We start from the raw sequence: 26,431 nt of genomic DNA, 5'->3' as shown, positions 1-26,431 counted from the left end.
ACGAAAGACCCCGCGCCAATCGGGCCTCCAGAGCAGGAAAAAATAAAATGTCTAACGCCCTCACAATTCGCCCCTTGCGACCAGAAGACCGGGATCAATGGGCCGAAATGTGGCGTGACTACCTGGCATTTTATGAAACCGAAGTGCCGGATTCGACTTTCCAAAGCACCTTTGCGCGGCTCTTAGGTGATGATCCGAATGACTTTTCCTGTTTTGTCGCGGATTTGGATGGGCAACTGCTTGGACTGACCCACTACCTGTTTCATCGCCACGCCTGGAAGGAAGAAAGTGTCTGCTATCTGCAGGATCTCTATGCCCGCCCAGAAGCGAGAGGCACCGGAGTTGGACGCGCCCTGATTGAGGCCGTCTATGAAGAAGCGGACAGGCAGAAAGCCCCCTCAGTCTATTGGCTGACGCAGGAAAACAACCATACCGCACGCAAACTCTATGACCGCATCGGCAAGTTGTCGCCGTTCCTGAAGTATCAGCGACCATGAGGCTTCTAGGCGCAACCCTACTTCTGGCGGCGCTGTCTGCCTGCACCACGGTCGACCGGATCGAGACGCCGACCCGTACCCAGGTGATTGAAGCTTCGCTGCCGCCGTCTAAATCCTTCGGCGCTGCTCGTCCAAGCCCGCCTGCCCGTTCAAACAAGAACATCGCCGCAGATTTCCTATCGCTGCATTTCGCACTTGAGAGCGGCGCAGAGTTGCCCGTTTTCACCCGGTTTGATGGACCCATCACGGTGCGTCTGACTGGGACACCGCCACCAACGATGCAGACCGACCTGAGCCGGCTGCTGACCCGGTTGCAACGTGAGGCGAAGATCGACATCCGGCAGATTCCAGAGGGTCAGGCGAGCATCACGATCGAGGCTGTAAGCCAGAAACAGATCCGCCGCATCCTGCCGCAGGCCGCCTGTTTCGTCGTGCCCAACTCTTCAAGTCTGGAAGAATACCGCCGTGACAGGCGCAAAAGCAAAAGCAACTGGACCGAACTGCGAAAACGTGAACGGATCGGGATATTCATCCCCTACGATGCCAGCCCACAGGAAATTCGGGACTGCCTGCATGAAGAATTGGCTCAGGCACTTGGACCTCTGAACGACCTCTATCGCCTAACCGATTCAGTATTCAACGACGACAATTTCCACACGGTTCTGACCGGATTCGACATGTTGATCCTGCGCGCAGCCTATGCGCCTGAGCTGCAAAATGGCATGACACGTGAACAGGTGGCGGCGGTTCTGCCCGGCGTACTCAGCCGGCTGAACCCCAGAGGGGATCGGGTTGCGCCACAACAGGTTACTGAGACACCTCGGGCGTGGATTAATGCAGTTCAACGCGCTTTGGGGGCTGGCGCTGGTACGGCCAAGCGCGTTAACGCTGCGAACGAGGCAGCGCGAATTGGTCAACAGCAAGGCTGGACCGACCACCGCCGCGCCTATCCGCATTATCTGCTGGGGCGCATGGGGCAATTCGACGACCCCGAGGCGGCGCAGCAGCAATATGAAATTGCCCTGAAATACCTGAACGCCACCCCGGGAACGGAAATTCAGCGCGCTCATATCACGGCACAAACCGCAGCATTTGCTTTGGCACAGGGTCAGGGCACCGAGGCCCTGCCCGAATTGAACAAAGCAATCAATGTCATGACCAAGGCCGAGAACGCCGCCCTTCTGGCCACCCTGCTGCTGCTCAAATCCGAGGCACTGCGGCAGTCCGGTCAACTAGATCAGGCACGTCGCGTTCGGCTGGACAGTATCGGATGGGCACGTTACGGCTTCGGCTCGGATTTGGTGGTGCGCTCGGTCACACAAGACATCGCGCAGTCAGCCGCCACAAGCACGGGTGGATAACGTCACATGATAGTGGTTCTGGGCATGGCTATTCTGGGCGCGATTCTGGGCGCGTTGACAGCACGCAAACGTAACGGAAGCGGTGCTGATATGGCTCAATACGCTGCAGGTTACGGCATTGCCTTTGCGTTGGTCGGGCTGGTGATTTCACTGGTCATTGTCCGCCTGGTATAGAACGATGTTCCTGCCCTTCTTCGAAAACCTCCGAAACGCTGGCATTCCCGTATCTCTGCGCGAGTACCTGACGTTTCTGGAAGGGATGAAAAAGGGCTTGGCGACATACGATGTCGAGGCGTTTTACTATCTCGCCCGCGTTTCGATGGTGAAAGACGAGCGCAACATCGACAAGTTCGACCGTGCCTTTGCCGCCAGTTTCGAAGGGTTGGGTGAAATCAGTTTCGATCAAGTACTCGAGGCGGTCGATATTCCCGCCGAGTGGCTTGCAAAGATGGCCGAAAAGCACCTTTCGGATGAAGAAAAAGCCGAGATCGAGGCGCTTGGTGGCTTTGATAAACTGATGGAGACGCTACGCGAGCGCCTCAAGGACCAACAGGGTCGCCATCAGGGCGGTAACAAGTGGATCGGCACCGCAGGCACCTCACCTTTCGGCGCCTATGGCTACAATCCCGAAGGCGTGCGCATCGGCCAGAAAGAAAGCCGCCATCAGCGTGCCGTAAAGGTCTGGGACAAGCGCGAATTCAAGAACTTAGATGACACTGTTGAACTGGGTACCCGGAACATCAAGGTTGCCTTGAAACGCCTGCGCCGCTGGGCGCGTGAAGGTGCAGCGGAAGAGCTTGATCTGGATGGAACGATCAGAGCTACGGCTGAACACGGCTATCTGGATGTCAAAACCCGTCCCGAACGTCACAACGCCGTCAAAGTGCTTCTGTTTCTGGACGTGGGCGGGTCGATGGATCCGCATATCAAGGTTGTGGAAGAACTGTTCTCGGCGGCCCGGACCGAGTTCAAACATCTGGAATACTACTACTTCCACAATTGCCTCTATGAAGGCGTCTGGCGCGACAATCGCCGCCGCTGGGATCAGCAAACTCCGACGCACGAGGTCTTGCGCACATACGGGCCGGACTACAAATGCATCTTTGTCGGCGATGCCTCGATGAGTCCTTACGAGATCGCTTATCCCGGTGGTGCAAATGAGCATTGGAATCAGGAATCTGGCCAAGTCTGGCTGGGCCGTGCACGCGAACAGTGGACATCGAACCTGTGGATCAATCCAGTGCCAGAGAAGTATTGGGAATACACCCATTCGATCGGCATGATCCGTGAGATATTCGAAGATCGCATGGTACCCATGACGCTGGCGGGTTTAGAACAAGGTATGCGGGAACTGACGCGATAGTCACCGTCGGAGTCCTTGTTGTTTCAGAAACCGGAAACAATAGGCCCATTTTTCAGAGATATTCGCGTCAAAAGAACCATCAAAGAAACAATCTCGGCAAAATTCCCTGCCTCTCTCGAATTCGTGATATACGGCAAAGGGATTGAAGCTGGGGGGCTGAGATGACCATTTCAAAACTACGAAATATCCTGACATCTGTTTTGACCATTACAGCGTTCGCAATTGCATCGGGTGCGACCGCGACATTGGTACTTTCCCCTGACGCCGCTTATGCCAAGAATGATAATGGCAATGGAAAGGGCCGCGGCGGCGGCAAAGGTAATTCTGGAAAAAGCAACGATGGCAACAAAGGCAAGGGTAAGTCCGGAAAAGGCAACGACGGCAACAAAAGTGGCGAAAAGGGAAAATCTGGCAAAGCTAAGGGTTCCAAAAGCGCGGGTAAAGATGCCGGCAAGGCCAAGTCCAAAACGCACCGCGTGGAAAAGGCTTTCGGGTTCAACAAGAAGCAAAAGGCAAAACACCACCGGTCAGCCAAAACCTCTGCTAAAGCTAAGGGACGGAACGGCAAGGTACAAAAGACCACACTGGCGGGCTTTGGAAGAGAGTTTAAACGCGATGTCGAGCAACTATTTGGCAAGCGTTCGCCGGTAAAAACCAAGTCAAGCGCGAACCGCGTAACGAAAACGTATCGCAAGGCGTCGGTTGCTCCTGTTGAGTATTCCCCGCGACCTGTTGCTCGCACAGATTATAAATCCAAGCACTATGACAGTAAGAAGCCCAGCAAGCGTCGCTATCGCGACCCGCTTGTTGCAGCGATCACCGATCCCGATGGCGCGGACAAGCTGCGTAACCTGAATGCGTCTAAGGCAGCAGCCCCGGCGTTCCGCAATGCTTCACCCAACAGCAATGTCGGCAAGATCGCGACCTATCAGGCGGCGGCAGAAACCTATTACGACCTGCGCGGTGACCTCTATGAGGCGCGCCGTGAACTGCGTGATCTGAACGAAGACTACGATGGCCGCAGCAGCGAAGACATCGCCGATGATATCGCCGCGCTTGATCCTGCGGACCCGAACTACGATGACAAGCTGAGTGCGCTTGAGGATGAGTTGCGCGATGCAGAAACCTATGAGGAGGCGCGCGACGATCTGCGCGCTGATCTGAGGGATCTGAAATACGAAACCCGCGACGCGTTGCAAGATGCGGAGGCTGCCTTTTATGACGCTTCGAAAGGGCGTACATTGACCAAAGCGACGCTGGGCGAGTTCCACGGCAATCTCGATCTGCCACAGCCAAACCACCGGCACAAGGACTGGGCAACGATCCAGCCGGTGCCTTACGATCCTGACGGCTACCGCTATTCGGACGATAAGAAGATCTATGATGAAACCGACTATCGACTGCGCTACGAAAAGCCATATTCCGATCGCAAGAAGGACCGCTACCGCTATTACCGCGACCCGCTTGTTGCAGCGATCACCGATCCCTATGGCTCGGACAAGCTGCGTAACCTGAATGCGTCTAAGGCAGCGGCCCCGGCGTTCCGCAATGCTTCACCCAACAGCAATGTCGGCAAAATCGCGACCTACCAGGCGGCGGCGGAAACCTATTACGACTTACGCGGTGACCTCTATGAGGCGCGCCGTGAACTGCGTGATCTGAACGAAGACTACGATGGCCGCAGCAGCGAAGACATCGCCGATGATATCGCCGCACTTGATCCTGCGGACCCGGACTATGATGACAAGCTGAGTGCGCTTGAGGATGAGCTGCGCGATGCTGAAACCTACGAGGAGGCGCGCGACGCTCTGCGCGCGGATGTGAGGGACCTGAGAGTTGATGCTCTGGTCGCAGAAAAGGAAGCTGAACGCGCATTTTTTGAGGCTTCGAAGGGCGAGGTCTTAATCAAGCAGTCCCTTGCCGAGTTTCATTCGAACCTGCACCTGCCCTCGCCAGGCAGGTAAGGCTGGATTGAGCCGCATAACTGATCGGACGTGAAGGGCGAGTTACCGCTTGCCTCCTCGGGGTGGGCCGCCCATATCTAACTCATGCTTCGCTTAACACCCATCCTGCTGGCCATAGCCTATGCCGTTGTGATGTACCGGATATCCGTCTGGCGCACACATCGTGAGTTGGATGCGAAGTCCACCGAACTGGCCGATCCTGCGCTAAAACGCATGACGGACCGGCTGGCTGCAGCCTTGGAGATTGATCGGGTCCCAGTCTACATCTACGAGATCGATCCGGTGAACGGGCTGGCAGCGCCGGATGGGCGTATTTTCATCACTCGCGGTTTTTATCGCAAATTTGGCAACGGCGAAGTATCAGCGGAAGAAATGGCAAGCGTAATCGCGCATGAATTGGGCCATGTCGCCCTTGGCCACGCCCGGCGGCGGATGATTGATTTCTCGGGTCAAAACGCCCTGCGTGCTGCGCTGATGATGCTATTGAACCGCTTCATCCCGTTCATTGGAGCCTGGATTGCAAATATGCTGACTCATTTGCTGGCCTCCCGCCTGTCGCGGAGTGATGAATATGAGGCGGATGAATATGCGGCTGCGCTTTTGACAAAAGCCGGGATCGGGATTGGTCCACAGAAGTCTTTGTTCCACAAGCTTGAGGATCTGACACAGCAGCGCGCGGGCGTTGTGCCCGCTTGGTTGATGAGTCATCCAAAGACGGATGAGCGGATCGCAGCTCTGGAAGTACTTGAACAAAAGTGGGGCGTGGGAGTTTAGGATAGGAGCGAGGGGCCAGCCCCTCGCGCTCCCCGAGAAATTTTTGGCCAGATGAATGGGATCCCGAATTAAGTACTCAGGGCTTTGCCAAGGCGCGGCAGGCGGGCTTTTTTCATTAAGCTGCGCAAGGTCCATTGAGCACCGGATAGCCGGTTGGCTTCAGCAAGGACCGCTTTGGAAACCTGCGTCATGCCTTCGGGGTCGGACAGCCAGAGTTCATGCAGCAGCCCGTCCGGATCGCGCCGCTCAAGCCCTTCGTCGGCCAACATATTCTTGGGAAAGTCCTTGGCATTGACGGTGACAATGACATCTGCCGAGCTTGTGACCGCCGTTGCGAGAACGTGGATGTCGGCGGCATCCGGCAACCATAGGCGCTGTTCAACACCGAGGTTGGCTGGTTGCTCGGCATTTGGCCATTGGGCCTGAACCAGCGCGATTTCGGCGCGCGCCTGCGCCTCGCCCTCGGGGCCAAGCTTGCGGGCGGCGCGGGCCCATTCTTCGAGGATACGTGCAGACCAGACGGGCGTGAAATAACCAAGCCTCGCAGCGCCCAACAGCATCTCTCGCATCACCGTGGGATAGATGACGCAGGTATCCAGAACGACCTTCACAGACGGTAAAACACGGCTTTGAGGTAGCCGCTTTCTGCCAGCTGCGGCAGTTGTGGATGGTCCGGCCCGGCAAAGCCAGTTCGGATCAGTTGGGCCTGTCGTCCTGCCCGTCCGATCCCACGGGATGAGGCATCGCGGAAACGGCCCAGATCAGCGGCATGAGAACAGGAGCAGAGGCCAAGATACCCGCCCGGTTTGACCAGCGGAGCCGCCAGACGTGCGGTACGCTCATAGGCGCGCAAACCTGCATCCAACGCCTGTTTCGAAGGTGCAAAAGCCGGGGGATCACAGATGACGACGTCGAACAACGCGTCCTCTTCGCCGAGTTTGGTCAGTATATCAAAGGCGTCGCCTTGTCGGGTCTGGAAACGGGCAGAAAATCCTGAGGCTTCAGCGCCCTTCGCCGCCAGTTCGAGCGCCGCTGCCGAGCCGTCAACGGACAACGCCTGTGCTGCGCCGCCCGCCAGCATGGCCAGACCAAAGCCTCCGACGTGGCTGAATACATCCAGCACCTGCGCCTCGGGGTGAACCAACTTGGCGGCAAACGCGTGATTGGGGCGTTGGTCATAGAACAGGCCGGTTTTCTGTCCACCAGTCAGGTCAGCCATGTAGGTTGCGCCATTCATTGGCACCGGCAGAGGCTTATCGGGCGCGATGCCGCGCAAGGTCAGATTGGTGTCGTCCAACCCCTCGAGCACACGCGTGCGCCCCGAGGCGTTCTTCAACACTGTGTCGACCCCGGTCACCTTGACTAGCGCGTCGGTCAGAGATTCAAGATGTGCCTCAGCCCAGGTTGCGTTGGGTTGGATCACGCAGGCGTCTCCGAACCGGTCGATGATCACCCCGGGAAACCCATCCGCCTCGGCATGGATCAGGCGATAGTAAGGCGCATCGAACAGTCGCTCGCGCATCTCAAGCGCGCGGCGCAGACGGGTTTCAAACCAGTCCGCATCCAACTGCGCGTTAATGTCGCGATCCAGCACCCGGCACATGATCTTTGAGGCCGGATTCACCGCGACCAGAGCGATTGGCGCGCGCTTCTCGTCTTCCAGCACAGCCAAGGACCCCGGCCCGATTTTGCGGGTCCGGCGGTCGGTGACGATGTCATTGGCATAGACCCAGGGAAACCCGTGGCGCAGGCCACGCGCATTGGCCTTGGGTTTCAAACGGATACGGGGGCGGTCAGCTACGGGTGTCATGGCGCCCTCATAATCGTGAATGCGCGTGGGTGAAAGCCCCGTTAACGGTTGCGCTTGCGCCAGCCGCCACGACGCTTGGGGGCATGGGCCGCCTGCAAACCCTCGGTCAGGACCTGCGTCATCGGATGATCAGCAGCCTGTTCCGAATAGACTGCGTGCAGGTTGGTCAGAGCCTGATTTTGGTCAAGCTCTCCAGGCAGGCTCAGCGCCCAATCCAGAAAGATGCTGCGACACTCGGGCAAGGTGATGCCTTCAATGCGATACGCCTCGCGGATCAGGCCTTTGTGGTCATTCGGATCATCACTGCGTGCCATCTTCAACCCCTCCGACAACTGCGCCAATCAACGAGGCCGCAGTGCTGTAATTGTCTTGCAACGCGGATTGCAGCTGTTCGACCTGATCGAACCCGGTCGCCCGACACAGAAAGGCCGTACCGCCTTCACCGATCTTGTCGGCCTCGATCACCTTTCCCGACAGCAGACGCGCCGCACATTGCACCGACCAGCATAAATCGTAACAACCCTTCAGGGTTTGCGCCTGCGCGACATCCAGCAGCCCGACAGCGACCGCCCCGTCCAGACCCGAGTGTACATCGCGCTGGGGCAATCCGGCCAGCAATGCGCCCGTCTCTGCCATCAGTTCGATATCCATCATGCGACCCGGCCCATTTTTTGCGTCCCAAACGCCCGCTGGTGCTTTGGCTGCGGCCAGTCTTTCGCGCATCTCGGCGACTTCTTTCAGCACCTTCTGGCGGTCGCGCGTTTGCGACAGGAATTCAGCGCGGAAGTTTTCGATATCCTCGGCCAGACCGGCGTCGCCTGCGACCACATGGGCGCGGGTCAAAGCAAGGTGTTCCCACACCCAGGCCTCATTCTGCTGATAGTTGGTGAAGCTGACCCAGCTTGTAGCCACCGGCCCCTGATTGCCCGACGGGCGCAGACGCATGTCGACCTCATAAAGCCGTCCCTGCGACATTGGCGCGCTGAGCGCCGTGATCAGAGCCTGGGTGAAACGAGCGTAGTATGTCCGCGTTGCCAGCGGGCGAGGGCCATCGGACATGTCCTGATCCTGAGGATCGTAGATGACAATCATGTCCAGATCGGATTGCGAGTTGATGCGCCCTGCCCCAAGTGACCCCATGCCCAAAACCGCGGCGCCGCGCCCGGGCGCCGGTCCATGCTTTTTGGAGAACTGGTCGACAACGCAGGGCAGAACCGCCGCAATCACGGCCTGCGCCAGTTCGGCATATTGCTGCCCGGCCTGCGCCCCATCGATCAGTCCGCGCAGATGATGCACACCGATGCGAAAGTGCCACTCCTTGCACCAGCGACGAGCGAAATCGAGCTGTGTTTCATAGTCGCTTTCCTCTGCCAGGGCCTGCGTCAAGTCCAACTGCAAGGTCGCCTGCCCGGGCCAATCGCTGAAGAAACTGCCACCAATCACCGCATCAAAAACCGAGGAGTTGCGCGACAGATGGGTGGCGAGCGCATGTGACGTCCCAACGATATCGACCAGCAGATCAATCAGATGCGGGTTCGCTTCGAACAGGGAAAACAACTGCACTCCAGCGGGTAATCCTGCCAAAAACCCATCCAGTGCCAGCAATGCTTCGTCGGGTTTCGCAGTTTTAGCCAATCGCGCTAAAAGTTCCGGTCTGAGCCGCTCGAATATCCGTGCACCACGCTGCGATCGAAGCGCCGGGTAAGTCGGCCAGCGGGCCAGCACACCCTTGTCAAACTCAACCTCCTGAAGCGGCACGGGTGCCGCGCCTGGTCCAGGGGCGAAGAACCCTTCGGTCAGTTCGTGCACTTCGGTCAGGCGGCGGGTCAGTTCGGCGGTCAGTTCGGCGCTGCTGATCCCCATCAGGCACGCGACCCGTTCGAAACCGTCCTCTGAATTTGGCATCTTATGGGTCTGTGCGTCGTGCACCATCTGGATGCGATGCTCGACCTCGCGGTGGGCGCGGTAGTGGTCAGTCAGCTTCTCGGCGACATCTTCGGGCACCCAGCCTTTTGAGGCCAGCGCCGCCAGACCGGGAACGGTGCCCCGTACACGAAGGTCTGGATCACGTCCGCCCGCGATCAATTGGCGGGTCTGAGTAAAAAACTCGATTTCTCGAATACCGCCCTGCCCCAGCTTCATGTCGTGACCGGGAATCGAGAGGCTTCCGCCCGTTCCCTTGTTCTCGCGTATACGCAGTCGCATGTCATGGGCGTCTTGAATGGCGGCAAAATCCAGATGCCGCCGCCAGACGAACGGGCGCAATGCATCGAGGAATCTCAGACCTGCCGCGATGTCCCCGGCGCAGGGGCGTGCCTTGATATAGGCCGCGCGTTCCCACGTGCGCCCAAGGCTTTCATAGTAGCGCTCAGCCGCTTCCATCGCCAGACACACAGGCGTCACCGCCGGGTCGGGGCGCAATCGCAGATCGGTGCGGAACACATAGCCATCCGCCGTCTTGTCGCTGAGCGTGGCACAGAAATTCCGCGTGGCGCGCACCATGCCCTGTCGCGCTTCGTAGAAATCATCGGGATCAAAGCGGGTTTCGTCGAACAGCACGATCAGATCGATATCTGAGCTATAATTCAGCTCATACGCGCCCATTTTGCCCATCGCCAGAATGACCATACCAGCTGCGGTTTCGACATCATCTTCGGTCATACCCGGCAGCTTGCCGCGCCGGATCAGCGCAGCAATTTCGGCCTTCGCTGCCACATCTGCGGCCAAAGCGCCAAAGTCGGTCAGCGCGGCAGTTACCTTTTCCAACGGCCACGCACCTGCCAGATCGGCCAGCGCCGTCAGCAAGGCCATGCGCCTCTTCGCTTGCCGCAAACCGGGTTTCAACTGATCCGGCGGCAGCGCGCGCGCTGCGCCCATCACATCCGCCAATGCCTGGTCCGGTTGCTGCAACGCGTGCGGCAACCAGTCCCTTTCTTGGTCAATCAAACCTTTCAGGTAGGGGCTAGAGCCCGCAGTTCCCGCGATCAACTCCCCCTGCTCGGCAGTCAAATCGGGCAGCGCCGCGCGGGTTTCGTCACCCAGATCGGTATGAAAAGCGCGCGGCAAGCGGTTGATAACAAGAGGCTGGCTCATGACCGTTCCAGTGGCGTGTCCTGGCTGAAACTGTTGATCCAGACGTCGTGACGCCGCTCCCACAGGGATGAGATCAGCATCGCCTCCCATTCCTGTGCTTCGGGACGCAGATAATCTGCCCTGTATGAGAGCAAAACCACATCCGCCGATAAGACGCGCAACCTGGTATCGCTGAGTTCATATTGCGCCATCGTAGGCGCATCGGCGAACTGGCCAACATGATCGTCGCGATTGGCAAAACCCGTTGGATACACGCCCAGAAAATCGGGGCTCAACAGTGCCCGGTCCGCCTGTGCATTGCCTTCAACCAGCGCAGTCCATACCTGTTTTTCCAGCGAGAGTATCTGATCGAGTGACGGTGGGCTGGTGTTTTCAATATCTTCCATTTGCCTATGACTTGTGACGGCCGAAAATCAGATGCGGCCAGCGCACATGATCGGACAGAGTTGGCTTAGCCCTGTCCGATTGAACAGCAGAAAGGGCCGAATGTCCAAATCGTTATAGCCACTGATCCACTGGCGGCAAATCGAAAGTGAACGGATTTTCAATCCCCTGCCCGGCCAAATCCCACTCATCATAGTGCTCGTCTTCACGAAGCTGCAAAAACACCGCCTCAAGCTGATCGTTCAAACTCACCAACTCGTCCCAGGCGTCACCCATATGAGCCTGGAACATCGCCAGTTGTTGGAACAAGCCATCTGGCAAAGGGCCAAATTCCACACTCCCCAGATCGCGAGCTGGGAAATACATATCCTCTTCAAACTCAAAGTAGCGCGACATTCCGTCGTTAAAGTCAATTTGGCCATCGAACGAGACCGCAGCAAATACTTCATAAAGACCGGTCTCATTCATTTCGAGCTCGAACGACACCTCGAAACTAAGTGCAAAATCAGAAATTCCGTTTTGGTGAAGCTTGCCTGCGATCTCGACGACCTCGTAATAGCCGTATGACGCCAATACCAGATCGCCATTTGTATCGAACCCATGCACATCGAACATCTCCCCCTGTTCGCTGGCTATAGACAGATGCTGAAACTGTGCTGCCTACTAATGTGAACGCCCTCAAATCCAAAGGCTGACCGGGCCTCATAAGAAACAGGTATGTCCGTTCCATTCATGCTTATGGTTTCAAGCGCGACTTGCTGTGTATGGTACAGCTCGGAAATGAGCGTGGCGCTTCCGCGTGTCGCGATCTCGTGGTTCACCATCGAAAGATTGAACTCAACCTCGTGAGACCCAGCAACTTGATACGCGCTGACCGTGCTGTCGATCACCCCGTCCCAAAACCCGCGCAGTTCGATATCCGGCAGATCTTCTTTCCCTTCGAGATCATGGGGATCGAGGTTCAAAAAAGGCAAATCGACTTGATCAATCGAACTAGATACGCCGCCTCGCGAAGCTAGGCCTGGTTCGGTCGACAAGATGAAACTCTCCTCTGACCCGAACGGCCAATGAGTTGTGTTCACAACATTCATTTCAGCGACCTCCCTTGATTACTCCTCGGAAAACTATGTATGCAGCCATTGCGCAAACCCTATGGAAGGGTTTGATTATTAAGCCTTCTTAATGAAACGTTTAATCGATGGGCTGCGTCGCTCGGCCTGAATTACTGAGACGTAAATCCGCTGTAGTTGAATACTCTATACTGCAGTAGATCAGAGGAGGCGGGATAATTGCGAATGGACCTGAATTGGCGTGTAAAATATGGGCTCAAATGCATTTCCTTAGTTTGAAAATCTCATGAGCCCAATGGTTTTCAAGAAGGCCTTGAACAGCTATTTACGCGGTCTGCTGTTTTCTGGGACATAAAAGTGGCAAATGCCCAATGCCTCATGAAGCCAATCAAACAAATAGTTTTGGGCGCTGCTAAGAATGGCTTAGCCAAGCCATGAGTTGTTTTCATTGAATATCTGGCCAGGGTGAGCGCCCTCCTGTAGGCCAATCAGAACGTGCATATAGCCATCCTCCAAGCCAATACGAAAAGCACAGCGATAGATCTCCGGTTTCAAAAATAAAACTGGCATTGCCTATGCCTAGACAATGCCAGCGCAGGCAGCTGGGAGGAAAGATTGAACTGCCTAATATTTCTGACCTTCGTCGTGAAACCCGCTTCTTACAGATGCACGAAGAGATCACTGCCCTCTACTGATACATCGAAGCGTCTCGTTTTAATGGACGAGTCCACAAGAAACTCACCGCTGCGAATGTCGAATTCCCAACCGTGCCAGGCGCAACGGACGATTTCACCGGCGCGATCATAGACAAATTCGGTTGAGTCCGTTTGGCGGGTCGTACCGCAGACCGGGCCTTCGCAGAGGGCCGCACCTTTGTGAGGACAGATGTTGAGCAAAGCGTGATAACCGTCGTCGAGTTTGAAAACGCCGATGGGCATGTTCGAAACTGTGACGATCTTTGCCGCGTCGCTGGGGACTTCATCAGTTTTGCAGGCGAAATACTTGTTTGCCATGGTCGATGTCTCCTTCTTTATTCGGCGGCATGCGCCATCGGGCGCGGCAGGCGGGTATAGACATCAAGTGCATTGAGCCCAAAAATCTTCTCGCGCCATGCGGGCGGGACGTGCAACTTGTTGACGTCGTCGTAATCCCAATGCGGATAGTCCGATGCGAACATCAATGTGTTCTCACCATCCATCGCCTCAAGAGTGGCCCACAGGTGCTGGATATTCTCGGGCTGCTCCAGTGGCTGAGTCGACATGCGGATGTTCGACTTGAAGTACTCGGAAGGCAGACGCTTCAGCCACGGTGTTTCCTTGCGCAGTGCCTTATAGTTCGCGTCCAGACGCCACAGAACCGATGGCACCCATGCGACGCCGCATTCGATGATCACCACCTTCAGCTCGGGCCATTTCTCAAACACGCCGTGGGCGATCAAGCTGGCCATGTGGGTCATGGCCGTCTGTGGCAGGATCGCATGGGTTTCCCAAAAGAAGGTCGAAGGCCCGGCCCCGATGGGGGTCGAGTTGATGCCGCCCTGTCCGCCGAGATGCATAGCGAATGGCAAGCCCATTTCGGCGCAAGCCTCATAGATCGGGTGATAGAACGGGTCGCCATAAGGGCGCGCGGCACCGTGGCTCACCAAAACTTGAACGACACGGGGGTGGCCGCCAACCCGGCGGATTTCAGCGGCGGCCAGATGCGGGTCCTGCGGTGCCACCACGATCGAGCCCCAGAACCGCTCGTCCTTGGGCAGCCAGTAGTCGATCATGTAGTCGTTATAGGCTTTGCACAGCGCATTGGCGTAATAAGGGTTGGCCAGCGTTGAGGCTTCGATCGGTTCGTCGCCGGTCAGGATCGCAACGTCGATATTGTATTTATCGAGGTGCTTTTCCTTCATTATCAAGTAGTTGTCGTCTTCCTCAACCGGGTTCACGTCATGGCGGGCAAATCCTTCGGGGTGGAACCAGGGACGATGGCCATGTGGGAATGCACCACGTGGGCCGGTGCGTTCACCCCGGACGAACATGTCCTTGAAAAGACCTTCCATGTAGGGTTCCAGAACCGTGGCGCTGCACCAATAGTTGTGGCAGTCGCAATCGACGATGAACATGAACTTCTCCTGTTGCTGGCGCCAAAAGGGCGGGCTTACATCTTGTTCAACGATGCTTGATATCTGCGAAACTTTGGCAAATAAATACAATTGAAACGCACCTATCAATCGGGATTACCGATTAAATGAATCGCCAGCTTTTAGTGACCTACATGGATGTTCTGGAAACGCGGAACTTCAACCGCACCGCCGAACGTCTGAATGTGACCCAATCCACGGTCAGCGCTCGCATCCGTCAGTTGGAGCAGGAGCTGGACACACGTCTGTTCGAACGGGGGCGCGGCGGGGCTGAACCCACGGCCGCCGGGCGCCGCTTTGAGACCCATTGCCGGTCACTTCTGGCTGCTTGGAGTCTGGCACGACGCGATGTTGAGGCGGGTGGCAGCGGCAACAGGCAACGCTTGCGTATATCAGTTCAGTTCAGTTTGGCCCGATCCGTGCTGATAGACTGGACTAAGGCAGTCAGGGAAAGAAACCCGTATCTTGACCTGTATCTCGAGGCGAATTTCTCACAACAGATACAGCGGGATGTTCTGACCGGCGAGACCGATATCGGTATTGTTTTTGTCCCGCAGCGGGCGCCTGACATGTTTGTCAGCGAATTGGGCAGCGAAAGCTATGTAATGCTGTCCACCGATTGTGACCGTATCGAGGACGTTCCATGGACGCGCTACATTCAGGTGGCCTACACATCATATTTTGACCGCCAGCATGACGAGGCGTTTTTGGATCAGCCGCAAAGCTCGACCCTGGTGGGCAGCAATGATCTGGCTTTGGATTTCCTAAAAGCCAACGGCGGAACGGCATATTTCCCCGGATTTGCCGCACCGGGTCTGTGTGCCGAGTATCCAACATTGCAACAGGTTACTGACGCACCGGTGATCCCACAGCCCATCTATTCCATCGTGCACGTTCGAAAACGCCATGACCCGCTGGTGGCGCAAGCTGTCACCCTGTTCAAAGAACTAATCCAACACAGATCAATCGCTCTAACCGATTGATACCGCAATTCTGCACCGTTTTTCACTCCCCTCGCACCATTATCCTCGCGCGAACCCTATTCTGGAGGTTTCCGCAAGATGCTCGTTGCGACGGACAGTCCGTTTTCCCTGAGTTCAGCCAACAACCAACCCTGCTACGCAGGTGGGCCTGCCACTTTGACCTGCAAAGCGGTGATCGATGAAACGCATGACAGCAAGACCTTCGTCTTTGAAGACACGCAAAGCCGCAGCTTCGACTTCAAACCAGGCCAATACGTGACCTTCTGTTTCGAGATCGAGGGCAAGCAGCATGTACGCGCCTATTCGATCTCGTCCACGCCGACCCGGCCCCACAACATTCAGGTCACCGTCAAGCGCGTGCCCGGTGGGATTGTTTCCAACTATCTGAACGATCAGATGGTCCCCGGAACAGAGATCGAGATTGCAGATATCACCGGTGGCTTCAACTGGGTGGATATCCCCAGCGATAAGCCATTGTTCCTGTCCGGTGGCTCGGGTGTCACCCCGGTCATGTCGATGCTGCAATACGTCACCGACGTGACCTTGCCGAAAGACATCGTTTTCGTGCATTTCGCACGATCGCCTAGGGACATCATTTTCCGCGACCAGCTTGAGTTTTTGAACCGACGCTTCACCAACGTGACCATCCATACCATTGTGGATGAAGCGAATGATGGGTTTGAGGGTGAAATCGGTCAGATATCGGCAGATCTGCTGCAGCGACTTGTGCCTGATCACGCCGAGCGCAGCATTTTCATGTGCGGTCCCGAAGGGTTCATGAAAGCAGCCCGTGATGTGGCTTCTTTCATTCCGTTTGCCGCTGTCCACGAAGAAAGCTTTGGCGAAAAGATCACTATCGAAGAAAGCAGCGGCACGGGGGGCGAGGTCTATTTCTCACTCAGCGGTCTGCAAGGACATGCCGCCGAGGGCGAGACCTTGCTAGAGGCTGCGCTGAACGCAGGCGTCTGGATCGACTCGGCCTGCCAGCAGGGCGTTTGCGGCAACTGCAAAGTGCGCCTCACTCAGGGCGATGTTGAGATGCAGGACATGGGCGGCCTGCAACCCGGTGATACCGAGCAAGGGTATGTGCTGGCCTGTTGCAGTTGGCCGAAAGGCCCGGTCGCGCTCGACGCGTGAAGCGGAGATTCAAAGGGAGGAATACAAATGTCAATGAAACCACCACTATCGGAACTTCCGATAAAAACCGCTGACAACGGTTTTTACCGGGGGTTCAGCGTCAACGTGACGGTGATCAGCAAGATCGTCATCAGCCTGCTGGTTGTTTGGTGCATAGTCTGGCCAACACAGGCGGGTAGAATTCTTGGCGATTGGAATGCCGCCATTCTTTCGCAGTTTGCTGCCTGGTATATCTGGGTTGTTACCGGGTTTGTCATCGTCTGTATTGGGCTGGCCATCTGGCCAACTGCAGGACGTATGAAACTTGGCGTAGAGGGCGAGAAACCCGAGTTCTCTAACTTTTCCTGGTTCTCGATGATGTTTGGCGCGGGCATCGGTGTCGGAATGTTAACTTGGGCGGTCGCCGAACCTGTCGCGCATTTCAAGAACAATCCGTCCGTTATTCAGGGGGTGACGACTGCACTGGATGCAGACAATGTCCGAACGGCGTATGTTTGGTCATACCTACATTGGGGTTTCGGGGCGTGGGCATGCTATGCGATAGCTGGCTTGGCGCTTGCTTTCTTCAGCTATCGTCGCGGACTGCCGCTAACGATCCGCTCCTCATTGACCCCACTGTTTGGTAAATCACTGTCGGGCAACCTCGGTCATCTGATCGACATCGTCGCCGTTGTCGCCACTATTCTTGGGGTAGCCCAGACGCTCGGCTTCGGTGTTGAACAGTTCGTTGCAGGTCTCACACGCATCGGCATCGGTGGCCTCGCACAGCCCGATGGTTCTGCGACAAACTTGGGTATCGTCGTCGCTCTGCTTGTCATCATGGGCGCGTCGACCTTGTCGGCCCTGTCCGGTGTTGGCAAGGGCATCAAATGGCTTTCGAACATCAATATGGGCCTGTCGATCTTCCTTCTGGGGTTCTTCATCCTGTTCGGAGCGACCTTCTTTGGCGCCAAAGCGTTTTTTGTAGGCATATGGGACTATGTGGTCGCGCTGCCATGGCTGAGCTTCAACGTATACACATCTGATGGTGTTGAAGGGTCGGAAGCGTTCCTTCTTGCGCAGTGGCAAGGCTGGTGGCCGGTCTTCTATTGGGCGTGGTGGATCGCGTTCGCACCTTTCGTCGGTTTGTTCCTGGCGCGGATTTCCAGAGGCCGGACAATCCGTGAGTTCGTGTTGGGCGCGATGATTGTTCCCGCACTAATGTGCTTTGTCTGGTTCGCCTGGGCCGGAGGCACGGCAATCGACCTGGAACTGAACGGAGACGCAAACGGCGTCATCCTGGATGCGGCGAACGGCGACAAGATCTTCGCGATGACAGAACACATGCTTGCTCCGATTGCAGAAGCATTGGCGTGGGCAATGGCCGCTGTGATCGTTGTCCTGCTGATGACCTTCCTTGTCACGTCTGCAGACTCGGCCGTGCTGATCGTGAATACGATCAACGCAGCTGGCGACGAAGGTCCCAAGGCAAGGCCTCACATCATGTTCTGGGGCGCAGCTCTGGCACTTGTTGTCGGGGGCTTGCTTGTCTCAGGTGGTACCGGAGCAATTCAGACCGCAATGGTGATAGGTGCACTGCCCTTCTCTATTGTAATGGCGTTGATGTGCATCGCACTGATCAAAGCAATCTGGAATGATGGGCGGCGCGAAGCAGCGGGCATCGCGACAACAATCTCAGCTGACGCAACGACTATGCCGGCCGAGTAGAGGTTGAGCTAATATCTTTGATTGGCCTCCGGTATTTCGGAGGCCATTTTCTGTCTGGCCCTCAATGCCAACCCATCAAAGGTGTGAGCAAACTGAAACTGATTCAAATCTGTATTCCAGTTTGAAGTTGTTTGCGACAATGTCGGCCAATGTGGACGCTTTACTACAAGTATCGCCCCGCACTTTTTTGCCGACAATCGAGGTCGCGCACATGATCCGTAAAGGTCAGCTAACGCTTGGAGTCTGTTCCTTTCAAAAGCTCAAAGAACTGACCACTTTATACCGCAGGTCAGATGCATTTATTAGAACTTCAGGAGGCTTCGCTGTAGAACCCTTATGCATTCATGCGGCACCATCGGCCTTCGTCTTGACCGATGCCAGTACGCTTGAGATTAACGCCATACCCAACAAACCGTCACAAAGACCGGGCAGTAAGTGGTCCGCCTTATCCTCACATCGGATCAGTTCGGCGGCCTCGGCGTAGAAGGTTGCAAAGCCTTCCAAATATCCTTCAGGGTGGCCCGGAGGGATACGAGTTGCTCGTTGGGCGGCTTGCGGGAGCACCGATCCTGATCCACGTGTCAGGAGCTGCATAGGTTGGCCAAAGCGGGTGAATTGTAGGTGGTTAGGGTGTTCCTGTGACCACTCCAGACCACCACGTTCGCCATAAACCCGCAAACGCAGACCGTTTTCGTTTCCCACGGCCACGTGACTGGCCCATAGCATTCCACGCGCGCCACTAGCATAGCGCATCAAGACGTGGGCGTTGTCGTCCACCTGGCGGCCCGGAACCAAGCTTGAAAGGTCGGCGGCAAGGTGCGATGGCACTTCGCCCGTTACAAAATGTGCCAGATTGAACGCGTGAGTACCGATATCACCAATTACACCAGCACCGGACCGAATTGGGTCGGTGCGCCGGTCGGACTACTTGTTGTCCGATGCGGTGGGTACGGCCAGCCAGTATTGCGCATATTCCACTTGCACCAACCGCAGCTTGCCCAACTCGCCCGCACGCACCATGCCACGTGCCTGACGAACCATTGGATAACCCGTGTAGTTGTGAGTCAGTATAAAATGAGCTGATGACGCTTGTCGGAAGCGCAGAATGCGCGTACTCGGCATCAGGTTCGGTCACAAGATCGCCCTTCTTTGCGAACCAGGCTCTTATGTGCCCGAATAGTTCGGTGTCCGGATCGAAAACCTGTTCGAGATCGTAAGAGTCGATGACGGGTTCATGCAGTTTTCGAACCTGACATGGTGCCCTGTTCAAACCACCATGCTGCAGATTCAGTTTTTGACCGAGGCTTAGGTCATCTGGCTTAATACCTATCATGCGACACTGATTGAACGTCTTGGCCCCCTGCTGTCGTCGTCAAAATTGACATGGTTCAAAACCGCGTTTGCGCCGTTGCCACTTTATAGAAGCCGGTTCTGTCGTAACGGGACCCGTTGCAATCTTTTGACCATTGACCTTGGCGGATCTAGCGTCAGTTTGGCGAAAAGTATTATCCAGTTGACGGTCTGCTATTGGTCTCGTTCAAAAGGCGGTTCAGTGCAGCGTGGTCCAAGACTACGCTCCGCTCCGACATGGTTTCTTCTGGGTCCCGGCAAGAAACACGCTAACGCAGGTAGTGGAAAACCGCGTGGAAGATCACTTCATCAGGAAAATGTGCTCCCTTGAGTAAGATCAGTACATACCGCTCCTGTCTGTTTTGCGAACGCCGCCAAAAGAACTACCTTGCAAGCGACAGTTGGGATCGTAGATTGCGACAGAACCTATCTGGTTTGGTCCGAAGAACATCGTTTTCAGGCAAGGCTGTGAGTGTTCAGGGTATTGTGTTGCAGACTTCAGCCATATCGATTGAATGACCACCGAAGTCTGCAGATGTTGCCTGCCCCGGACCTGCCGAGGCAAGCGCGCGCACCCCTACTTCAGTGCCCAATGCGGGCTAAAATCACGCTGCCGCGATCTGGCGAGCCTTTTCGACCATGACCTCCGCCTGGCGGATCGAGGCATAGTCGATCAGACGACCATCCAGAGACACCGCACCTTTACCTGCGGTCTCGGCCTCGGCCATAGCAACGAGGATACTCTGCGCCTTGGTGACTTCGGCATCGCTGGGTGACATGACCTCGTTCGCCAAAGCGATCTGGCTGGGATGGATGGCCCATTTGCCTTCGCAGCCCAACACCGCCGCCCTTTTGGCAGCTGCCTTATAGCCTTCAGGATCCTGGAAATCACCGAACGGACCATCAATCGGACGCAGGCCGTTGGCACGGGCGGCGACAACAATGCGGGCGAGCGCGTAGTGCCACATATCGCCCCAATGGGTCGCGCGCGCAGCATCGCCATCCGGGTCGGTCAGAACCGAATAGTCGGGGTTCACACCACCGATGATCGTGGTCCGTGCGCGGGTCGAGGCTGCATAGTCCGCCACACCGAAGTGCAGGCTCTCATTGCGGCTCGAGGCCGCCGCGATTTCGCTGACATTCTGCATGCCCAGAGCGGTCTCGATGATATGCTCGAACCCGATGCGTTTCTTATAACCCATCGCGTCTTCGATCTGCGTGACCATCATATCGACGGCATAGACATCTGCTGCTGTGCCTACCTTGGGGATCATGATCAGGTCCAGCCGCGCACCGGCTTGTTCGACTACATCCACAACGTCGCGATACATGTAATGCGTATCCAGCCCGTTGATGCGCACCGACATTGTCTTGCTGCCCCAGTCGATATCGTTCAGGGCTTGAATGATGTTCTTGCGGGCCTGCTCTTTTTCATCCGGGGCTACCGCGTCTTCGAGATCTAGGAAGATCACGTCCACATCCGATTTCGCGGCTTTTTCGAACATGCCGGGCTGGCTGCCCGGCACGGCGAGTTCGCTGCGGTTCAGGCGCGCGGGGGCCTGTTCGATGGCATAAAAGCTCATGGGTTTTGCTCCTTTGAAGAAGGGTGCGTCAGATCACGCGGTCACGGGGTGGGCGACCAGCGAAGAAGTCGCCCAGATTGTCCAGCACGCGAAAGCCCATGGCTTCGCGCGATTCTTTTGTTGCGCTGCCCAGATGCGGCAGCATCACCAAGTTGTCGCATTGCAACAGGTCAGGGTTGATGCGCGGCTCGCCGTCGAACACATCCAGCGCAGCGCCGCCGATCGTGTCGAACATCAGCGACTGTACCAAAGCACACTCGTCCACCACCTCACCGCGCGCGGTGTTGATCAGGAAGGCGTCGGGTTTCATCAAGTCCAGCCTGCGCCCGTTGATCAGGTGCCAGTTCGCGGCCCCGCCGGGGCAATGCAGCGAGACGAAATCGCACTGCGGTAACAGATCGTCCACTGTCTCGACCTGCGTGGCGTTGAATTGCTTCAGTACGTCTGGCGACACGGTGCTGCGGTTCTGTACGAGAATTTTCATGCCGAAACCGTGATGAGCGCGGCGGGCCATTTCCTGACCGATGCGGCCAAAGCCGATGATGCCCAGCGTCTTGCCGCTGACCTTGGTGCCGACCAAATGGGTCGGACGCCAGCCGGTCCAGCCGCCCGCGCGCAGCTCGCGCTCGCCCTCACCGGCGCGACGGGCGACCATCAGAAGCAGGGTCATGGCCAGATCAGCGGTGCATTCAGACAGAACATCGGGCGTGTTAGTCACTGTCATGCCCAGATCACGGGCTGCCGGTTCACAGATATGGCTGTACCCGACGCCGTAATTGGCCAAAATCTTGGTCTGAGCTGCGGCCACGTCCAGCGCCTCGGCGCTAAGCGTGTCGGTGACGGTGGGCAGAACCGCGTCGTATGTCTTCAACGCGTCGCGGAGTTCAGCCGGGGACATCGGATTGTCCCCGGTATTCAGCACGGCGTTGTAGTTTTCGGCCAGTTGCGCCTCGACGGCGGCAGGCCAGCGACGGGTGACAAGGACCGAAGGTTTGACCATCACGCAGCCTTTCCCATGACACGGGCGATAGTCTCGCCGATCACCGCGGGGTTTTCAGCAACCGTCACACCAGCCGCCGACAGGATTTCCACCTTCTCGCTGGCGCTTTCGCCAAAGGCCGAGATGATCGCGCCAGCATGGCCCATGGTCCGGCCCTTAGGCGCGGTCAGACCCGCGACATAGGCCACAACAGGCTTGGTGACGTGGTCACGGATATATTCTGCAGCCTCGGCTTCCTGAGGGCCACCGATCTCGCCGATCATAGCTATGACCTCGGTGTCTTCGTCCTGTTCGAACCGCTCAAGGATATCGCGGAAGGACGAGCCGTTGATTGGATCGCCGCCAATGCCGACGCTGGTTGAGACACCGATGCCGCGCTCTTTCAACTGCGCCGCAGCCTCATAACCCAGCGTGCCCGAGCGTCCGATGATCCCCACAGTGCCCGGCAGGTAGATATGTCCCGGCATGATGCCCAGCAGCGCCTTGCCGGGGCTGATGGTACCGGCACAGTTCGGACCGGTCAGCACCATGCGCTTGTCCTTAGGATAGCGGTACATGTAGCGTTTTACGCGGATCATGTCCTGCGCGGGGATACCGTCGGTGATACAGACGCAATAGCGAATACCGGCATCTGCGGCCTCCATGATCGAATCCGCCGCGAACGGAGGGGGCACGAAGACAAGGCTAGCCTCGGCGCCAGTGGCCTCAACCGCCTGTTTGACAGTGTCGAATACGGGTACGCCTTCGACGGTCTCTCCGCCTTTGCCGGGAACAACGCCGCCAACGACGTTGGTGCCATATTGCACCATATCCTTGGTATGCAGGCGCGCCATGCGTCCGGTGATGCCCTGAACGATGACGCGGGTGTCGCGGTCCAGAAGAATGCTCATTACACAGCCCTCATCTTGGTGTTTTGGGACAGATCGTTGCGCCATGCACCCACAGCGCGTTCAGCGGCTTCCATAAGGGTTGTCGCGCGGATGATTGGCAGGCCCGATTTGGCCAGGATTTTCTGACCTTCCTCGACATTGGTGCCCGCCAGACGCACGATGACCGGCAGGTCGATTTCCAACTCGCGCAGCGCCTGTACTACGCCCTCGGCCACCCAGTCACAGCGGTTGATGCCTGCGAAGATATTGACCAGCACCGCCTGAACGTTGTCATCGGACAGTACCAGTCGGAATGCTTTGGCCACCCGCTCGGGCGAGGCACCGCCACCGATGTCCAGAAAGTTCGCAGGTTCACCCCCAGCCAGCTTGATGGTGTCCATCGTGGCCATGGCCAAACCGGCACCGTTCACGATACAGCCGATATTGCCGTCCAGTCCGACATAAGACAGACCGCGATCCGCCGCGCGGCTTTCGCGCGGGTCTTCCTGACTTTTGTCTCGCAATTCAGCAACCTGCGGATGGCGAAACAGAGCATTGTCGTCAAAGCTCATCTTCGCGTCCAACGCCAGCACACGGTCGTCACCAGTGATGACCAGCGGGTTGATCTCGACCATAGTCGCGTCCAGCTCGCTGAACGCAGCATAGCAACCCTGCAGGGTACGGACCATGTGTTGAATTAGGCGAGGTTCCAGCCCCAGATTAAACGCTATTTCGCGGGCCTGAAACTCCTGCAGTCCAACGGCAGGTTCAACGATTGAGCGTACGATACTGTCGGGGCGCTCAGATGAGATTTCTTCGATCTCCATCCCACCTTCCGAAGAGGCCACGATCATCACCCGCTGACTGGACCGATCCAGCACAAAGCCCAGATAAATCTCGCGATCAATCGGTACGGCGGCCTCCACATAGACGCGGTAGATGCCTTTGCCCTCGGGGCCGGTCTGGTGCGTCACCAGCTTGCGGCCAAACATCTCGTCACAAGCCTCGTATATTTCGCTTTCCGAGTTGCACAGCTTTACACCACCGGCCTTTCCACGCCCGCCGGCATGGACTTGCGCCTTAATGACCCACTTGTCACCACCCAACTCACGCGCGCGATATGCCGCTTGCTCGGGGCTGTAGGCCAAAGCCCCCGAAGGGACCTCGACGCCGAAATTCGAAAGAAGTTCTTTCGCCTGATATTCATGGATATCCATCTGCATTCCCTCCCGTTATGCAGCGATAGATGTGCCGTAGCGACTTTCCAAAAGTGCTTCGATGGCTTCGAAATCAACCGAGCCGCCCATCTCGCGGATGGCCTGGGCGAACAGCCTGACGATGCGACTGACCGATTGGTGGGTTAGCTGGTTTAGGATGCCGATACGGACTTGAACCGGGGCGCTGAGCGTCGGCCAGATGCCAAAGCCACGGGCGCGGCAGTTCTGTACCAACTCCATCTCACGACCCGCCAGCTCTGCGGGCAGGTTCAGCACCACAAGGCTGGGCATGTCCGATGTGACCTGGCAACCCATCGCGGTGACGGCGTCGCGCAGGACGGCCTCATGCGTGCGATAGGAATGCGCACGTTTGGCCAATCCCTCCTGCAGAGTCAGGCGTAGCGATTCATGGAAGGCGGCGACCGCATAGCCCGAATGGGTGCGGTGATAGGTGCCCTTTTCCACGTCTTGCCCGTCAACGATGCCCCAGTGGCGTGCTTCGAAAATCGGGTTGTGGACGTATGTATAGGCGCCGGAGGTCTTCAGCGCGTAGATATAGGCGTCGGTGAAGCTGACCGGCGCATAGGTCAGCGGTAGGCAGCACAGCCCTTTTTGCGGGCACGAGGCCCATCCCGCGACACCCGGATAGTCATCGATGCGGAAATCCGCGATACCCAACGACGATACGGCATCGATCAAACCCATCACATCGTGGCGTTCACAGGCATCCGAGAAGCCACGCAGGTCGTTGACCCGACCCGACCCGGTTTCCCAATGCGTCATGAAGGCCCACTTCGGTTTGTGCGTGGCCAACACCTCTTCGACCATCTCGCCTGTGACGGGCTGGCCGTGGGGAACTTCAATAACGGCGACACTCGCGGCTTGTGGGTCCAGAGGGTTGGTCGCGTGCTCTTCCGGTGTTGCAGCCTTGATCCGCAGAGTCATCGCATCGATGCCCGAGAAGGTGCCATTGGTGAATGCCACAACCTTGTCACCCGGCATAACCGCCGAGAACATGGTGTCCAGCCCACTCCATCCGGTGCCAGCAACCGCGAAGGTATGGGTGTTGGCGGTGCCCCAGATCTGACGCAGCATGTGCTTGCATTCGATCATGCCACGCAGCACGTCGCTCTGCATGTGGTCGGCAACGCCGGCGCTGACAAACGCCTGCAAAACACGTGCGTCGGTGTTTCCCGGTCCTGGGCCAGCGGCCAGCGTCTCGGGGATGTCGAGCGTTGGATAGATCTGAAACGTCATGTGCTCCTCCTATGCGTCGGGTGTGTTCGATACCGCCGATCGCCTTGACCCAGAGGAAAACTGAAACTTGCGCCGGGGCGCAACGTAACTTACTACAGCTTTAGCATATCTTGTTAGGTGGGTATTAACCTACCCATTTTGGTAAATATGCCAATGTATACCGAAAACATCCCTACCAAAATGGGTAGGTTTAGATAAAATCAGACGGGAAAACAATGTCCGACACATCTCAACGCCCCATTGATGTCATGCTGGCCAACAACAACCCTTTGGTGCTGTCGGCCATGTCCGAGATCTTCGAGCGCGACCCGCGATTCTCTCTGGTGGCCACTTCAGCGACCGCCGAGGGATTTCTGGGCACAGTCATGCGGGTGCCGGTTCAGGTGGGGATCGTGTCCTGGGAACTTCCTGCTTTGGGCGCGGCAAAACTGATTGAGGTTCTGCGCGAGCAGACCAACGCGCCACGCTTTGTGGTCTATGGGGACGAGGCTGGGGACGTACCGCGTCAGGCTATGCAGGCCGGGGCCGCAGGGTTCGCGCCGCGTTCGGGCGAGGTCGAAGGCTTGCTGGAAACCTGTGTCGATGTCGCTAAGGGCAAAATGGTATTTCCCTATATCGACGTGCGCAAAATGCATCAAAACCCGTTGCAGACTTTGTCGCGCAAAGAACTCGCTATCCTTGAGGCGCTGGCGCAGGGCATGTCTAACAAGGAATTGTCGAAAGAGCTGCAGATTTCGACCAACACGGTAAAGTTCCATCTGTCGAACATATACGACAAGCTGTCGATCAAGAACCGCGCGCAGGCGATTGCCTTCTATTACGCTTCAAAACTGGACAACGGAAACTCGTGAACTGCGAAACCTCGTGGCGTCCGTTACTAA

24 protein-coding genes and 1 pseudogene are annotated in these 26,431 nt (G+C 57.0%); 10 read left to right on the top strand and 15 right to left on the bottom strand.

The annotated features are described in order from the left end of the window. The first annotated feature begins 47 nt into the window (after nt 1-47). The 6 genes from ACR0DE_RS09875 (at nt 48) to ACR0DE_RS09850 (ending at nt 5,959) form a co-directional block, all read left to right on the top strand. Nucleotides 48-497, top strand: coding sequence for a GNAT family N-acetyltransferase (locus ACR0DE_RS09875; RefSeq protein ID WP_170422139.1), 450 nt, complete (start codon nt 48-50; stop codon nt 495-497). After that, a complete protein-coding gene (locus ACR0DE_RS09870) occupies nt 494-1,858 on the top strand; it encodes a DUF2927 domain-containing protein (protein WP_480752919.1) in 1,365 nt (454 codons plus the stop codon). Before ACR0DE_RS09875 ends, ACR0DE_RS09870 begins: the two co-directional genes overlap by 4 nt. A 6-nt stretch (nt 1,859-1,864) precedes the next feature. Then, complete coding sequence (locus ACR0DE_RS09865) at nt 1,865-2,032, top strand: hypothetical protein (RefSeq protein WP_170396648.1); 168 nt, start codon at nt 1,865-1,867, stop codon at nt 2,030-2,032. A 4-nt stretch (nt 2,033-2,036) separates the two neighbouring features. Then, the gene (locus ACR0DE_RS09860) at nt 2,037-3,221 is read left to right on the top strand and encodes a vWA domain-containing protein (protein ID WP_223117923.1); all 1,185 of its coding nucleotides are present in this window, start codon (nt 2,037-2,039) and stop codon (nt 3,219-3,221) included. Between the two features lie 161 nt (nt 3,222-3,382). After that, nucleotides 3,383-5,185, top strand: a complete 1,803-nt coding sequence (locus ACR0DE_RS09855) for a hypothetical protein (RefSeq protein ID WP_480752917.1) — start codon at nt 3,383-3,385, stop codon at nt 5,183-5,185. An 84-nt stretch (nt 5,186-5,269) separates the two neighbouring features. After that, on the top strand, nt 5,270-5,959 hold the full coding sequence (locus ACR0DE_RS09850; RefSeq protein ID WP_170396642.1) for a M48 family metallopeptidase: 690 nt from the start codon (nt 5,270-5,272) through the stop codon (nt 5,957-5,959). A 68-nt stretch (nt 5,960-6,027) separates the two neighbouring features. Here the strand turns inward: ACR0DE_RS09850 and ACR0DE_RS09845 are convergent, their stop codons facing one another. The 9 genes from ACR0DE_RS09845 to ACR0DE_RS09805 form a co-directional block, all read right to left on the bottom strand. Continuing rightward, entirely contained in the window at nt 6,028-6,570 is a 543-nt protein-coding gene (locus tag ACR0DE_RS09845; protein WP_480752915.1) for an RSP_2648 family PIN domain-containing protein, read from the bottom strand. Then, nucleotides 6,567-7,769 (bottom strand): RSP_2647 family RNA methyltransferase, encoded by a 1,203-nt coding sequence (locus tag ACR0DE_RS09840; RefSeq protein ID WP_480752914.1) that lies wholly within the window; start codon nt 7,767-7,769, stop codon nt 6,567-6,569. The genes ACR0DE_RS09845 and ACR0DE_RS09840 overlap by 4 nt, the downstream gene beginning before the upstream one ends. A gap of 41 nt (nt 7,770-7,810) precedes the next feature. Then, nucleotides 7,811-8,083: a hypothetical protein gene (locus tag ACR0DE_RS09835; RefSeq protein WP_170513003.1), complete on the bottom strand. Its 273-nt coding sequence runs from the start codon at nt 8,081-8,083 to the stop codon at nt 7,811-7,813. Further along, the gene (locus tag ACR0DE_RS09830) at nt 8,070-10,862 is read right to left on the bottom strand and encodes a [protein-PII] uridylyltransferase family protein (RefSeq protein WP_480752912.1); all 2,793 of its coding nucleotides are present in this window, start codon (nt 10,860-10,862) and stop codon (nt 8,070-8,072) included. The genes ACR0DE_RS09835 and ACR0DE_RS09830 overlap by 14 nt, the downstream gene beginning before the upstream one ends. Next, nucleotides 10,859-11,248 carry a nuclear transport factor 2 family protein gene (locus ACR0DE_RS09825; protein WP_170396632.1) on the bottom strand — a complete coding sequence of 130 codons (390 nt, stop codon included), beginning with the start codon at nt 11,246-11,248 and terminating at the stop codon, nt 10,859-10,861. The genes ACR0DE_RS09830 and ACR0DE_RS09825 overlap by 4 nt, the downstream gene beginning before the upstream one ends. 112 nt (nt 11,249-11,360) lie before the next feature. Beyond that, complete coding sequence (locus ACR0DE_RS09820; protein ID WP_480752910.1) at nt 11,361-11,861, bottom strand: hypothetical protein; 501 nt, start codon at nt 11,859-11,861, stop codon at nt 11,361-11,363. 17 nt (nt 11,862-11,878) lie between these two features. After that, nucleotides 11,879-12,283, bottom strand: a complete 405-nt coding sequence (locus ACR0DE_RS09815; RefSeq protein WP_480752908.1) for a hypothetical protein — start codon at nt 12,281-12,283, stop codon at nt 11,879-11,881. A gap of 692 nt (nt 12,284-12,975) precedes the next feature. Beyond that, entirely contained in the window at nt 12,976-13,329 is a 354-nt protein-coding gene (locus ACR0DE_RS09810; protein WP_170396629.1) for a Rieske (2Fe-2S) protein, read from the bottom strand. A gap of 17 nt (nt 13,330-13,346) precedes the next feature. Further along, a complete protein-coding gene (locus ACR0DE_RS09805; RefSeq protein ID WP_170817893.1) occupies nt 13,347-14,429 on the bottom strand; it encodes an amidohydrolase family protein in 1,083 nt (360 codons plus the stop codon). A 125-nt stretch (nt 14,430-14,554) separates the two neighbouring features. Between ACR0DE_RS09805 and ACR0DE_RS09800 the strand changes: the two genes are divergently transcribed. The 3 genes from ACR0DE_RS09800 (at nt 14,555) to ACR0DE_RS09790 (ending at nt 18,274) form a co-directional block, all read left to right on the top strand. Beyond that, complete coding sequence (locus ACR0DE_RS09800) at nt 14,555-15,430, top strand: LysR family transcriptional regulator (RefSeq protein WP_170566036.1); 876 nt, start codon at nt 14,555-14,557, stop codon at nt 15,428-15,430. Nucleotides 15,431-15,508: 78 nt separating this feature from the next. Further along, on the top strand, nt 15,509-16,567 hold the full coding sequence (locus ACR0DE_RS09795; RefSeq protein ID WP_480752905.1) for an FAD-binding oxidoreductase: 1,059 nt from the start codon (nt 15,509-15,511) through the stop codon (nt 16,565-16,567). Between the two features lie 27 nt (nt 16,568-16,594). After that, the gene (locus tag ACR0DE_RS09790) at nt 16,595-18,274 is read left to right on the top strand and encodes a BCCT family transporter (protein ID WP_170566031.1); all 1,680 of its coding nucleotides are present in this window, start codon (nt 16,595-16,597) and stop codon (nt 18,272-18,274) included. A gap of 342 nt (nt 18,275-18,616) precedes the next feature. On the opposite strand, the pseudogene ACR0DE_RS09785 reads toward ACR0DE_RS09790, so the two are convergent. The 6 genes and pseudogenes from ACR0DE_RS09785 to ACR0DE_RS09760 form a co-directional block, all read right to left on the bottom strand. Further along, nucleotides 18,617-19,183 (bottom strand): annotated as a pseudogene (locus ACR0DE_RS09785) (Gfo/Idh/MocA family oxidoreductase); the annotation flags it as partial. A 1,046-nt stretch (nt 19,184-20,229) separates the two neighbouring features. Beyond that, nucleotides 20,230-21,207: an HpcH/HpaI aldolase/citrate lyase family protein gene (locus tag ACR0DE_RS09780; protein WP_480752902.1), complete on the bottom strand. Its 978-nt coding sequence runs from the start codon at nt 21,205-21,207 to the stop codon at nt 20,230-20,232. Nucleotides 21,208-21,235: 28 nt separating this feature from the next. Further along, a complete protein-coding gene (locus ACR0DE_RS09775; protein ID WP_480753779.1) occupies nt 21,236-22,207 on the bottom strand; it encodes a 2-hydroxyacid dehydrogenase in 972 nt (323 codons plus the stop codon). Continuing rightward, nucleotides 22,207-23,097 (bottom strand): succinate--CoA ligase subunit alpha, encoded by an 891-nt coding sequence (gene sucD, locus ACR0DE_RS09770; RefSeq protein WP_170424786.1) that lies wholly within the window; start codon nt 23,095-23,097, stop codon nt 22,207-22,209. Before sucD ends, ACR0DE_RS09775 begins: the two co-directional genes overlap by 1 nt. Continuing rightward, nucleotides 23,097-24,293: a malate--CoA ligase subunit beta gene (locus tag ACR0DE_RS09765; protein WP_170396612.1), complete on the bottom strand. Its 1,197-nt coding sequence runs from the start codon at nt 24,291-24,293 to the stop codon at nt 23,097-23,099. The genes sucD and ACR0DE_RS09765 overlap by 1 nt, the downstream gene beginning before the upstream one ends. Before the next feature lie 15 nt (nt 24,294-24,308). Beyond that, nucleotides 24,309-25,550 carry a pyridoxal-phosphate-dependent aminotransferase family protein gene (locus tag ACR0DE_RS09760; RefSeq protein WP_480752899.1) on the bottom strand — a complete coding sequence of 414 codons (1,242 nt, stop codon included), beginning with the start codon at nt 25,548-25,550 and terminating at the stop codon, nt 24,309-24,311. 215 nt (nt 25,551-25,765) lie between these two features. Between ACR0DE_RS09760 and ACR0DE_RS09755 the strand changes: the two genes are divergently transcribed. After that, nucleotides 25,766-26,401: a response regulator transcription factor gene (locus ACR0DE_RS09755; protein WP_255612072.1), complete on the top strand. Its 636-nt coding sequence runs from the start codon at nt 25,766-25,768 to the stop codon at nt 26,399-26,401. Nucleotides 26,402-26,431 lie beyond the last annotated feature (30 nt).

The organism is Ruegeria sp. C10 (assembly GCF_056537805.1).
Note: the sequence above shows the minus strand (reverse complement) of the source record. Positions and strands in the feature narration are given on the sequence as shown.